We start from the raw sequence: 11,523 nt of genomic DNA, 5'->3' as shown, positions 1-11,523 counted from the left end.
CTACTGCCCCGTAGTCTTCTCCCCATGCCCCTCGTCACCACCGAAATCAACGACGGCATCGCCCAGGTGCGTCTCAACCGCCCTGACAAGCTCAACGCGCTCACCCTCGACCTGCTCCAGGAGCTGGTCGACACCGCCAAGGAGCTCCGCAAGAACCACGACCTGCGTGCGGTGGTCATCGCCGGTGAGGGAGACGCGTTCACCGCCGGCCTCGACTTCGCCTCGGTGCTGCGCGACCCGAAGAAGATCGTCGGTGCGTTCGTACCCGTGCCCTTCCGCGGCACCAACCTCTTCCAGGAGTCGGTCTGGGCGTGGCGCCGGCTGCCGGTCCCGGTGATCGCGGCCGTCCACGGCCACTGCCTCGGTGGCGGCGTACAGATCGCGCTCGGCGCCGACTTCCGCATCGCCGAGCCCGACTCGCAGTGGTCCGTCCTCGAGGGCAAGTGGGGCATCATCCCCGACATGACCGGCATCCGGTCGCTGTCGGAGGTCGTCGGCATCGACACCGCGAAGAAGCTCACCATGACCGCCGAGCAGTTCTCCGGCGAGCGCGCCTACGAGCTGGGCCTGGTCACCGAGCTCTCCGCCGACCCGGTGGCCACCGCCACCGCCTTCGCCCGCAAGCTCTCCGAGCGCTCCCCGGACCAGCTCGCCGCCGCCAAGCGCCTCTTCAACGACACCTGGTACGCCCCCGTCAAGCGCACCTTCTCCCGCGAGCGCATCGAGCAGCTCCGCCTCCTCTTCGGCGAGAACACCAAGATCGCCCGCGAGGCCGCCTTCAAGCGCGAGAAGCCGACCTACAAGCCCCGCCGCTGACCCTCCTCAGCCGAGTCCGCACTTGTGGCGGTCGAGTCCTCAGTTGTGGCGGCCGAATCTGTAGTTGTGGGTGACGAAAGTCGAGTTTCGTCGCCCACTTCTGCGGTTTCGGCCGCCACTTCTGCAGTCTCGGCCTGGGCGGCTGACGCCTCGGCGTGCTTGCGACGGCGCTTGATCTCGCCCTGGGCGAGGACGAAGGCGAGGACGACGGGCCAGACGTACTTCAGGTGGTTCGCGACCCACTTGATCCATTCGGGGATCTGTACGTTCGGCAGGTCCGGCCAGGGGATCGACGGCCACGGGATGCTGGGGAGGTCGGGGAGCGGCAGGTCGGGGAGGTCCGGCGGGTCCGGCAGGTTCGGGAGCGGGATGTCCGGCAGCGAGATCCGGGCGACGATCCACGCCACGACCATCGCCGCGACGATGCCGCCGACGACGCCCGCGGCGCCGCCGAGAGTCTCGACGAGGGCATAGCGCCTGGGGTGGTCGAGCACCCGACGTTCGTACGCAGCAGCCCGCGATCCCGGAGCCGGGGTGAGGTCCACGCCGCCGATGCCGGCCATCCCGGCCAGGTCCTCGCCGGGCGCGAAGTAGGTCGCGCGGCGCGGCGTACCGAGCCCGGAGTGGATCACGAGCAGGCTCCCGTGCGTCGTGGTCTCGAGCCGTGCCCGGTCGTCCGCGGTCTTCCGGGCGAGGACCTCCTCGCCGTCGACGGTCCACACGAACCGACGGACGATCTCGCCGGTCACCTCGAGATGGTGGGTGTGCCCGGAGATCGTCCGCGACCAGATCTGGACCTTCTTGCTCACCCTGGTGAATCTAGGATCCGGGGCACCACCAGGGCATCGGCCCGAGGTAGCGACCGGGGTCAGACTTTGGTCAGGGGTAGGCCAATCAGGGGTAGGCGATACCGGTGGTCTGCTCGGAGAGCTCCCATAGTGCCCGCGCCGCTTCGGGATCGCGCGCGAGCCGCGATGCGGTGACCGGCTTCGGCACGCCGCGGGCCTCGAAGGCGTCGCTCGGCCCGATGTAGGTCCCCGGCTCCAGCCCCGGATAGGTCGCCGCCATCAGCGCAGGCCAGGCACCCGCTACGGGGGTCTGCGCCATCGCGTGGACGGCGGCCTCGCTGATGCTCGCGATCGGTGCGATCAGCCGCCTGGACGTACCGTTCGCCATCAGTCGGGTCGAGGCGAGCCCCGGGTGGGCGGCGTACGCAGAGATCGGCAGCCCCGCCTTCTCCAGCCGCCGCTGGAGCTCGAAGGTGAAGAGCAGGTTGGCGAGCTTGGACTGCGAGTAGACGTTCCAGGGTGAGTACCGCCCGACCTGCACGGTCGGGTAGCCCAACGGCGCCTTGCGGGCCAGCTTGTGCATCATGCTCGACACGGTCACGATCCGCGCCTCGCCGCTCTCGGCCAACGGCTCGAGCAGCAGCCCGGTCAGCAGGAACGGCCCGAAGTGGTTGGTCGCCATCTGCAGGTCGAGGTCGTCGACGGTGCGCGACTGGGGCGTCGCCATCACACCCGCGTTGTTGACCAGGAGGTGCAGCGGCCCACCGCCGTCGAAGGTCGCCGCGGCGATCGCCTCGGCCCCGGCCCGCACCGCCTGGAGCGAGGAGAGGTCGAGCGCGACCCGATCGAGCTTGGCCCCAGGAACCTCGTCGGCCAGAGCCGCGGCGGCCGCGTCGAGCTTCTCCCAGGACCGCCCCGCCAGGATCACCCGTGCCCCGGCCGCTGCGAGGCCGCGCGCGGTGAAGTAGCCGATCCCGCCCAGGGTCGGTCCGGTCACCACGGCGTTCTTGCCGGTCAGGTCAGGAATGTCGGAGGTCGTCCACGGCATGCGGCCACACTAGGCGGCGACTCCACACAATGGACGCATTTGACCGTCGGCCCCGGCCTGTCAGCCCAGCCCGCCCAGCGCGAGCCCGCCGGCGATGGCGAGCATCATGCACCCGATGAGGCTGTCGAGCACCTGCCACGCCCGCCGGCTGGCGAGCAGCGGCCCGAGGAGCCGGGCGCCGTAGCCGAGGCCGGCGAACCAGATGATGCTGGCCAGGCACCCGCCGACGGCGAACCCCCACCGCGCCGAGCCGTACGTCGCCGCGATCGACCCGTGGAGCACAAGTGTGTCGATGTAAACATGCGGGTTGAGCCAGGTGAACGCGGCGGCCTTGGCGATCACGCGGGGGAGTGCCTCACGGGGTGCGTCCGCCGCCTCCAGACCAGATGGGCTCAGCGCCCGCCGGAACGATCCGATGCCGTACCAGCTGAGGAACGCCACTCCCAGCCAGCGCAGCACCTCTACCACCCAGCCCGCACGCGAGACGACCGCCCCCATCCCGCCGACCCCCGCGCAGATGAGGACGAGGTCGGAGACCGCGCACACGCTCACCACGACCAGCACGTGCGAGCGCAGGATGCCCTGCCGCAGGACGTACGCGTTCTGCGACCCGATGGCGACGATGAGGCTGAGCCCGGTGAGGAGCCCGGCGAGGCTGGCGTTGATCACGCCAGCGACGCTAGAGCGCCACCACCCAACAGGCCAGCGAAAGAATCTTACCGAAGATAAGCCACACTTAAGGCATGCCGGCCCTCGACCCGACCCAGCTCGAGACCCTCGTCGTGATCGCCGAGGAAGGCACCTTCGACGCCGCGGCGCGCCGCCTGCACATCACCCCGAGCGCCGTCAGCCAGCGGATCCGGGCGCTCGAGCGCGCGGCCGGACAGGTGCTGGTGCGGCGTACGACTCCCTGCACGCCCACCGAGGCCGGCGAGCCCCTGATCCGCCAGGGAAGACAGCTCCGCCTGCTCCTCGCCGAGGCGGCCGCGTCCCTGGGTGCGGACGAGACCAGCGCCGACACCGTCGTCGACCTCTCGGTCGTGGTCAACGCGGACACCCTCGCGACCTGGTTCCGGCCGGTGCTCGACGAGGTCGCGACCTGGGACCGGACGGCGCTGCGGATCACCGTCGAGGACCAGGGCTACTCGGCCGACGCGCTCAGACGCGGCGAGGTCCTCGCCGCGGTCACCAGCGAGCCGAAGCCGGTCCAGGGCTGCACGGTCGAGCCGCTGGGACGGCTCCGCTACACCCCGGGCGCGACACCGGAGCTCGTCGAGCGCCACCGCAAGGGCAGGGGCATCGAGTGGAGCGCGATCCCGATGATCGTCTTCAACGAGAAGGACCACCTCCAGGACGAGGTGCTCGCCGCGCACGGCGCGACCCGCCCGCCGGTCGTCCACCGGGTCCCGAGCAGCCACGACTTCCACGAGGCCATCCGGCGCGGACTCGGCTGGGGCATGCTCCTCGATGCGCAGGCCGAGGCCGACCTCGCGTCCGGGAGAACGATCCCGCTCCCCGGCGCGAAGCCGATCGACGTCCAGCTCTTCTGGCAGCGCTGGCGCCTCGACTCGGTCGCTCTCGACGACCTGAGCGAGGCCGTACGCCGCGCCGCCCGCTCCGGGCTACGCCCGACGCGCCGCCGCTGAAGGGTCAGCCCCGGCGACCGGGGTAGCCGGCACCGAAGTGCTGGGCCTGCGGGGCGTTGCCCGGCATGGGCTGCCCGGCCGGCGGGTAGTGGCCCTGCGGAGGCGGGCCCGGCGGGTAGTGCCCCTGCGGCCCGCCGGCGTAGGGGCCGGGGTCGTACTGGCGGTGCTCGACGGCGGTGGTGTGCTGGGACCGGTTCACCGACAGCAGGACGCCGATCACGATCGCGAGGCCGCCGGTGACGACGAAGATCCAGCCCAGCGGCTCGCTGGCGATCGCGCTGGCGACCTCGTCGGGCAGATCCACGGCGCTGGTGAGCAGGACGAGTCCGAGGACCAGCAGGATGATCCCTAGGCCGATGGTCATGACAGAACTCCAGAGGTTGGGGGCTGGCGCGCCACGCTACCCAGCGGGTTCAGGCCCCCATACCGTCCCCCGCATCACGGGCGCCCAGCCGTTCAGGCCGTACGCCGCGTCCCGGCCACCCCGCGCGCCGCGACCCCGAGCAGCACCAGCAGGAGCGCGCCGAAGGAGAGCATCGCGGGATCGGTGGCGACGTACTGCACCAGGATCCCCAGCAGCACCACCGGCACCGTGATCCCCAGGTAGGCCATCAGGAAGAGGCCGGCCAGCGCCTCACCGCGGCTGTCCGCGGGTGCCACCGAGATCACGGTCGCGACCGCCGCCTTGAACGACATCCCCGACCCGGCCCCGGTGACAACGGCCCCGACGACCAGCATCCAGAACGTGCCGGACAGGAGGGCTCCGACCACGAGGAGCAGCCCGGCGGTGAGCGCGACCAGGCCGGTGACGTACAGCTGACGGCGCTGCCAGCGACCGGCCAGCACCTGGAAGAGCGCCGCGGCCCCGAAGATCGAGAACCCGACCGCGCCCGCGACCACGTGGGAGTGCAGGGAGAGCTCGTCAGCCAGGAACGACGGCACCAGCGAGGTGAAGAAGCCGAACATCGCGAACGCCACGAAGCTCGCCATCCCGGCGGCGAAGTAGGCGCTGCGTGCGTCGGCAGGAACCCGCACCCGCTGCGGCCGGTAGGTCCATCCCGGCTGGTCGGTGTCGACCGTCTCCGGCGCCGCCACCACCGCCAGCAGCCCGATCACCATGAGGAACGCGAAGACCGCGTACGGCGTGTAGAGCGGCCGCGGCGCCCACTCGGCCAGGGCGCCGGCGACCAGCGGGCCCAGTCCGAGCCCGCCGATGTTGGCCGCGGTCGCGACCACCTCGGCGCGGGTCGCCGGCGCCTCCGGACGCGCGGTCCGGTGCAGCTCGGCGAGGTGGGCCGTCGCCGTCGCGGTCAGCATCCCGACGCCCAGCCCGGACAGCAGCCGCGCCAGCAGCAGCCAGCCCAGCTCATGGGTCGAGAGGAAGATCAGCGCGGCGAGCACGTTGAGCAGCACCGCCGGCGCCACCACCCGCCGCCGCCCGAACCGGTCCGAGAGGTGTCCGGCGAGGAAGAGCGAGATCGCCACCCCCGCGCCGTACGTCGCGAACACCACCGTGATCGCGAACGAGCCCCACCCCTGCTCGTCGACGTAGAAGACGTAGAGCGGTGCCGGCGCGGCCGCGAAGCCCATGGTCGCGGCGAACAGGAACGCCACCGACCAGAACCCGCGGACGTGGTGCTGCCGCTCGGTGAGAGGCGCTGCCTGGATCGTTGTCATGCCTCCATGCTCGCCGATCAGCATGATCATCTCCAACGAATCCTTTCGAAGGTAACCATCACGATCTGCGATAGTGGGAGCCATGCAGCCGCACCAGCTGGAGTACTTCGTCGCCGTCGCCGAGACCGGCAGCTTCACCGCCGGCGCGGACCGGGTCGGTGTCGTGCAGTCCGCCGTCTCCGCAGCCATCAAGCAGCTCGAGCGTGGCCTCGGGGCGCCGCTGATCGAGCGCGGCTACCACCGCCTCACGCTCACCGCCGAGGGCGAGGCGCTGCTCCCACGCGCTCGCGACGTGCTCGCCGGCATCGAGGCTGCCCGAGAGGCGGTCGCCGGCGCCCGCGGCCAGGTGGTGGGCACCGTCCTGTTCGGCACGCTCTCCTACACCGGCCGCTGGAACATCGCCGAGGTCCTGCAGGGCTTCGCCGCCCGACACCCCGGCATCACCGTGCGCATGCGCCAGACCATCTCCGGCAGCGCCACCAACGAGGCAGACGTACGCTCCGGGGCCCTCGATCTCGCACTGGTCTCCACACCCGCGGCCTCGCTGCCCGGGCTGACGCTGACCCGGATCCACGGCGACGAGCTGGTCTTCGTCTGCGCCCCCGGCCACCGCCTGGCGCGGACTGGCGTGGTGTCCGCCGCCGACCTCGCCGAGGAGACCTGGGTCGACTTCCCGACGGGGTGGGGCAACCGTACGGTCGTGGATGCCGCGTTCGCCTCCGCCGGCGTCTCCCGGACGGTCCGCACCGAGGTCACCAGCTTCGAGCTCGCCCGCAACCTCGTCTGCCGCGGTCTGGGCGTCTCCGTCGTGCCCCGGTCGTCGATCGCGGGCGACCCCGGGGTCGTCGCCGTCCCGATCGGCCTGGAGTGGTCCTTCCAGCTCGCCGTCCCGAGCAACCGACGGATCTCCGCGGCCGCCGCGCGGCTCGCCGAGGCGGTCACCGCCTCGGCGCTCTGAGCGGCAGGAGCGGCAGGAGCGGACGACGAAGCGGCCCGCCCGGAGAACCGGGCGGGCCGCTGCGTACTGCAGGTCAGAACCTGGGAAGCCTCAGAAGGCCGACTCCGGCAGGTCCATGATCGAGTTGTCGATCGCCTCGGCGATGGCCCGCTCAGCGGTCAGCTTGGGCAGGTTGTAGGAGGCGAAGAACTTCGCGGCGGCGACCTTGCCGGTGTAGAAGTCCTTGTCCTTGCCGGGGTCGCCGGCCAGGGCGGCGAGGGCGATCTCGGCCTGGCGCAGCAGCAGCCACGCGACCACGACGTCGCCGACGGCGAGCAGCAGGCGCGAGGTGTTCTGGGCGACCTTGTAGATGTTGGTGATCTCCTCCTGGGAGGCCATCAGGTCGTTGAACATGTGGCCGACGATCGCGTTGACGTCCTCGAGCGCGGTCGCGAGCAGGGCACGCGACTCCTTGAGCTCGGCGGAGCCCTCGTTGTCGAGGAAGGCCTGGATCTCGCCGGCGACCTGGCCGAGCGCGGCGCCCTGGTTCTTCACGATCTTGCGGAAGAAGAAGTCCTGGCCCTGGATCGCGGTGGTGCCTTCGTAGATCGAGTCGATCTTGGCGTCGCGGACGTACTGCTCGATCGGGTACTCCTGCAGGAAGCCCGACCCACCGAAGGTCTGCAGCGACTCGGTGCCGAGCAGCGTCCAGGCGCGCTCGGAGCCGTAGCCCTTGACGATCGGCAGCAGCAGGTCGTTGACCGCGGCGGCCAGCTTGTTCTCGTCGGAGCCGTCCTCGGTGAGGACGACCTTCTCCTGCCACGAGGTCGTGTAGTAGACCAGCGCGCGCATGCCCTCGGCGAACGACTTCTGCACGAGCAGCGAGCGACGTACGTCGGGGTGGTGGGTGATCGTGACGCGCGGGTCGGTCTTCGCGGCCTTGGTCAGGTCGGCGCCCTGGACGCGGGTCTTGGCGTACTCCAGCGCGTTCAGGTAGCCGGTCGACAGGGTCGCGATCGCCTTGGTGCCGACCATCATCCGAGCGTTCTCGATGACGTCGAACATCTGGCGGATGCCGTCGTGCACCTCGCCCAGCAGCCAGCCCTTGGCGGGCTCGCCGCCGCCGACCTGCGGGTCGCCGAAGGTGAGCTCGCAGGTGTTGGACACCTTGATGCCCATCTTGTGCTCGACGTTGGTGACGTACGCACCGTTGCGCTCGCCGGTCAGCTCACCGGTCTCGTGGTCGAAGTGGTACTTCGGCACGAGGAAGAGGGAGAGGCCCTTGGTGCCCGGGCCGCCGACGCCCTCGACGCCCTTCGGGCGGGCGAGGACGAGGTGCATGATGTTCTCCTGCAGGTCCGACTCGGCGCTGGTGATGAAGCGCTTGACGCCGGTGATGTTCCAGGAGCCGTCCTCGTTGGGGGTGGCGAAGGTCTTGCCGGCGCCGACGTCGGAGCCCGCGTCGGGCTCGGTCAGCACCATCGTGGAGCCCCACAGGCGCTCGACCATGATCTTGGCGATCTGCTTGTCGCGGTCGTTGCCGTTCTCGTAGACGACCTTCGAGAAGAACGGGCCGGCGGCGTACATCCAGATCGCCGGGTTGGCGCCGAGCAGCATCTCGGCGGTCGCCCAGATCAGCGAGTTCGGGGCCACCTGGCCGCCGATCTCCTCGGGAGTGTGCAGGCTCCAGAAGCCCGACTCCATCCACGCGTCGTAGGACTTCTTGAACGCGGCCGGGACCGGAGCGGTGTTGGTCTTGGGGTCGAAGACCGGCGGGTTGCGGTCGGCCTCGACGAACGACTCGGCGAGGTCCTCGCGAGAAAGACGCTCGACCTCGGCGAGGATCTCCTTCGCGGTGTCGACGTCCAGGTCCGCGAAGGGACCGGTGCCGAGCACCTTGTCGGTGCCGAAGACCTCGAACAGGTTGAACTCGATGTCGCGGAGATTGCTCTTGTAGTGGCTCACTGATCCACCTTCATAACCTTTGTCGGATTTACCAGTTGCGGGAGCGCCGGTCGGCACGCACTACTGGCGGGTAACATCAAGAATAGGCATGCGGTTAAGGGGTGGCAAGCCCAGGGCTACTCACAGGTAGGGTTCTTTGTCACAGCGGAACGCCAGGGGAGCAGTCCGGAGGAGAGCAGGAGTACGCCGCCGACCACCGCGATCGCGGTCCGCGGGCTCGTCGCGGTGGCCAGTGCCCCGGCCGCCAGCACACCGATCGGCTGGGCGACCCTCATGGTGATCGACCAGGCCGCCTGGACCCGCGCCATGTGGTCGTCGTCGGTCTCGCGCATCCGGTAGGCGGCGAAGGTGGGGTTGAAGACCCCGGCGCAGAGGATCGGCCCGAAGTTGGCCGCGGTGAACCACGCGAACCCGGCCACGCCCGCCGGGGTGAGCGCGATCAGGACGGTCCAGACGGTCCGGGCGACCCCCGACCCCAGCAGCACCGCCCGCTCGCCGAGCCGGTGGGTGAGGCGAGGTGCGCACATCGCGCCGAGGATGCCGCCGAGGCAGGGGAGGCCCATGGCGACGCCGTACATCCACGGCTCCATGCCGAGCTCCCGGAGTGTCAGCACGGTCTGCAGCGGGCTGGTCGCGATCACGCACGAGCCGAAGAGAGCGGCGTTCAGGAAGAGCGCGCGCAGATCGGGCCGGGCGAAGATGTAGCGCCAGCCGGCGGTCACCTCGGCGAGCCAGTGCTGCGGCTTGCGTGCCGGTGGTTGCGGCTCCGGCGTACGGATGGAGCGGATACCGAGCGCGGAGAGCAGGTAGGTCACCGCGTCCACGAGCACCGTCAGTGTCGGCCCGAACGCGGAGACGAGAGCGCCGCCGATCGGTGGACCGGCGGTGAACGTGGTCCAGAACGTCGTCTCCAGCCGGCTCGTCGCGGTCAGCCTGGCCTCCGGACCGACCAACGCCTTCAGGTGCGCGCCGGAGGCGGCGGTGAAGGCGAGCTCGCACGTCGCCGCGAGGACGCCGACGACGCACAGGTGGGCGTAGGTGAGCAGGTCCAGGAACCCAGCCGCGGGAACGCTGAGCATCGCTACGAACCGGATCAGGTCGGCGCCGATCATCGTCGGTCGCTTGTAGCGGTACTCGATCCACGGTCCGAGCCGGACTCCTGCCGCCGCGGCCGCGAAGCCGGACAGCGCCGCCAGCAGCGACACCTGGAACGTGGACGAGTCCAGGACGAGCACCGCGACCAGCGGGAGAGCGCCGTAGGCGATCGTCGACCCGGCCTGGCTCGTGGCGGTCGCCAGCCAGAGCCGGTTGAAGTCCCGCCCCGGTGTCGCGGTCCTGCGATCGGTCTCCGAGACGGTCACCCGGAGACCCTATCCGGGCAGGAGTCGGCGATCAGGTAGAACACGTTTCAGTTTCGGCGTACGATCTGCCGCATGATCTCCTCCGACGCCATCACCTGGAACGCCCCCGACGACGAACACCCCGCACGTACGGCCGGCCAGCGCTCCTATGCCGCCGTCGCCAAGGGCGACCTCGACGAGTGGTTGACGATCTACGCCGAGGACTGCGTCCTCGAGGACCCGGTCGGGCCGTCGATGTTCGACCCCGAGGGCAAGGGCCACCACGGTCACGAGGGACTGAAGGCGTTCTGGGAGAAGGCGATCGCGTCGGTCCACAGGTTCGAGTTCGAGATCAACGACTCCTTCGCCAACCCCGAGGGCAACACCTGCGCCAACATCGGCCGCATCAAGACCTCGTTCCCCGACGGCAGCTACACCACCACCGACCTGATCATGGTCTACACCGTCAACGAGGAGGGCCGGATCAAGTCCATGAAGGCCTTCTGGGAGCCCGAGCGCACGATGGCGAGCTTCACCGCCGCCTGACCCCGCGAGACCCCACAAGCACGGCGTCAAGCCACCGCGTGCTCGGCGATCCACTCGACGAGGGGGCGGGTGGCACGCCAGTCCTTCTTGACCTCGTCGACGAGGGCCGAGGTGTGGATGACGTCGTCGAACCCGATGGTGCGGCCGAGGTGGATGGACTTGTGGCGGAGCAGCTCGATCTTGGGGTGGTTCTTGTCGAAGCCGCGCGGCGCGGTCTTGAGGCGGTCGCCGGTGACCTCGTAGCCCTTCTTCTCCGCGACCGCGAGGCGCTTCTCCAGGTCGGCGCCGTAGTGGTCGTGGACGATGGCGTCGCGGAAGGCGGCCAGGCGAGGCGGCTCGAACCAGTAGCAGCCACCGCCGGTGCGGATGCCGCGGGGCGAGACCTCGACGTAGTAGCCGGTCTGCGGCGCGACGGCCACGAAGGCTCCCTGGTGGGTCTTGTAGGGGAGCTTGTCCTTCGAGAAACGTACGTCGCGATAGGGCCGGAAGATCTTGGCGCTGCCGAACTCCTCGGCGAGCTCGTCGGTGAGCGCCTTCATCGGCGCGAGCACCGACTCCTTGTAGACGTGCTTGTGGGCTTCCCAGAACGACTTGGTGTTGTCGACCTCGAGATCGTCGTAGAAGTCGAGCGCTGCAACGGGGAAACCTTCGAAAGCCACGCGTGCAACCTTACGGGTTGATCGACAGACGACCCAGCGAGGTAGTCGGGGATCAAACGGTCGCTCTACCCGCGAGTAAGCGACCGTTTGATCCCCGACTA

12 protein-coding genes are annotated in these 11,523 nt (G+C 69.9%); 4 read left to right on the top strand and 8 right to left on the bottom strand.

Annotated elements, in window-relative coordinates; genetic code table 11:
* The first annotated feature begins 24 nt into the window (after positions 1 to 24).
* Complete coding sequence (locus ACWZJV_RS11700) at positions 25 to 816, top strand: crotonase/enoyl-CoA hydratase family protein (RefSeq protein ID WP_008354545.1); 792 nt, start codon at positions 25 to 27, stop codon at positions 814 to 816.
* Here ACWZJV_RS11700 and ACWZJV_RS11695 read toward each other — a convergent pair.
* The 3 genes from ACWZJV_RS11695 to ACWZJV_RS11685 all read right to left on the bottom strand — a co-directional run bounded on the left by ACWZJV_RS11695 (position 798) and on the right by ACWZJV_RS11685 (position 3,321).
* Entirely contained in the window at positions 798 to 1,625 is an 828-nt protein-coding gene (locus ACWZJV_RS11695; protein WP_457181554.1) for a hypothetical protein, read from the bottom strand. The two genes, ACWZJV_RS11700 and ACWZJV_RS11695, sit on opposite strands and share 19 nt — an antisense overlap.
* Positions 1,626 to 1,710: 85 nt before the next feature.
* The gene (locus ACWZJV_RS11690; protein WP_457181553.1) at positions 1,711 to 2,652 is read right to left on the bottom strand and encodes an oxidoreductase; all 942 of its coding nucleotides are present in this window, start codon (positions 2,650 to 2,652) and stop codon (positions 1,711 to 1,713) included.
* 60 nt (positions 2,653 to 2,712) lie between these two features.
* Complete coding sequence (locus ACWZJV_RS11685; RefSeq protein ID WP_457181552.1) at positions 2,713 to 3,321, bottom strand: LysE/ArgO family amino acid transporter; 609 nt, start codon at positions 3,319 to 3,321, stop codon at positions 2,713 to 2,715.
* A gap of 74 nt (positions 3,322 to 3,395) precedes the next feature.
* Between ACWZJV_RS11685 and ACWZJV_RS11680 the strand changes: the two genes are divergently transcribed.
* Complete coding sequence (locus tag ACWZJV_RS11680; RefSeq protein WP_457181551.1) at positions 3,396 to 4,298, top strand: LysR family transcriptional regulator ArgP; 903 nt, start codon at positions 3,396 to 3,398, stop codon at positions 4,296 to 4,298.
* 4 nt (positions 4,299 to 4,302) lie between these two features.
* Here ACWZJV_RS11680 and ACWZJV_RS11675 read toward each other — a convergent pair whose 3' ends face one another.
* Together ACWZJV_RS11675 and ACWZJV_RS11670 are read right to left on the bottom strand one after the other, a co-directional pair.
* A complete protein-coding gene (locus ACWZJV_RS11675; RefSeq protein ID WP_196872574.1) occupies positions 4,303 to 4,662 on the bottom strand; it encodes a hypothetical protein in 360 nt (119 codons plus the stop codon).
* A 92-nt stretch (positions 4,663 to 4,754) separates the two neighbouring features.
* Positions 4,755 to 5,975 carry an MFS transporter gene (locus tag ACWZJV_RS11670; RefSeq protein ID WP_457181550.1) on the bottom strand — a complete coding sequence of 407 codons (1,221 nt, stop codon included), beginning with the start codon at positions 5,973 to 5,975 and terminating at the stop codon, positions 4,755 to 4,757.
* Between the two features lie 82 nt (positions 5,976 to 6,057).
* Here ACWZJV_RS11670 and ACWZJV_RS11665 point away from each other — a divergent pair, with 82 nt between their 5' ends.
* A complete protein-coding gene (locus ACWZJV_RS11665; protein WP_457181549.1) occupies positions 6,058 to 6,933 on the top strand; it encodes a LysR family transcriptional regulator in 876 nt (291 codons plus the stop codon).
* Positions 6,934 to 7,023: 90 nt separating this feature from the next.
* Here ACWZJV_RS11665 and ACWZJV_RS11660 read toward each other — a convergent pair whose 3' ends face one another.
* Together ACWZJV_RS11660 and ACWZJV_RS11655 are read right to left on the bottom strand one after the other, a co-directional pair.
* Positions 7,024 to 8,877 (bottom strand): acyl-CoA dehydrogenase, encoded by a 1,854-nt coding sequence (locus ACWZJV_RS11660; RefSeq protein WP_457181548.1) that lies wholly within the window; start codon positions 8,875 to 8,877, stop codon positions 7,024 to 7,026.
* A gap of 116 nt (positions 8,878 to 8,993) precedes the next feature.
* Positions 8,994 to 10,238, bottom strand: coding sequence for an MFS transporter (locus ACWZJV_RS11655; protein ID WP_457181547.1), 1,245 nt, complete (start codon positions 10,236 to 10,238; stop codon positions 8,994 to 8,996).
* 72 nt (positions 10,239 to 10,310) lie between these two features.
* On the opposite strand from ACWZJV_RS11655, the gene ACWZJV_RS11650 reads away from it, so the two are divergent.
* A complete protein-coding gene (locus ACWZJV_RS11650) occupies positions 10,311 to 10,763 on the top strand; it encodes a nuclear transport factor 2 family protein (protein ID WP_457181546.1) in 453 nt (150 codons plus the stop codon).
* Between the two features lie 26 nt (positions 10,764 to 10,789).
* On the opposite strand, the gene ACWZJV_RS11645 is transcribed toward ACWZJV_RS11650, so the two are convergent.
* Positions 10,790 to 11,422, bottom strand: coding sequence for a DUF2461 domain-containing protein (locus tag ACWZJV_RS11645; RefSeq protein WP_457181545.1), 633 nt, complete (start codon positions 11,420 to 11,422; stop codon positions 10,790 to 10,792).
* Positions 11,423 to 11,523 lie beyond the last annotated feature (101 nt).

The sequence above is a fragment of the Nocardioides sp. WG-D5 genome, from assembly GCF_054031175.1.
This window is presented reverse-complemented; position numbering and strand designations above follow the sequence as displayed.

Bases quoted from the DNA above. Each gene is read 5' to 3' on its own strand.
- ACWZJV_RS11670 (WP_457181550.1), bottom strand. From the start codon at position 5,975: ATGACAACGATCCAGGCAGCGCCTCTCACCGAGCGGCAGCACCACGTC.
- ACWZJV_RS11675 (WP_196872574.1), bottom strand. From the start codon at position 4,662: ATGACCATCGGCCTAGGGATCATCCTGCTGGTCCTCGGACTCGTCCTG.
- ACWZJV_RS11700 (WP_008354545.1), top strand. From the start codon at position 25: ATGCCCCTCGTCACCACCGAAATCAACGACGGCATCGCCCAGGTGCGT.
- ACWZJV_RS11690 (WP_457181553.1), bottom strand. From the start codon at position 2,652: ATGCCGTGGACGACCTCCGACATTCCTGACCTGACCGGCAAGAACGCC.
- ACWZJV_RS11650 (WP_457181546.1), top strand. From the start codon at position 10,311: ATGATCTCCTCCGACGCCATCACCTGGAACGCCCCCGACGACGAACAC.
- ACWZJV_RS11665 (WP_457181549.1), top strand. From the start codon at position 6,058: ATGCAGCCGCACCAGCTGGAGTACTTCGTCGCCGTCGCCGAGACCGGC.
- ACWZJV_RS11680 (WP_457181551.1), top strand. From the start codon at position 3,396: ATGCCGGCCCTCGACCCGACCCAGCTCGAGACCCTCGTCGTGATCGCC.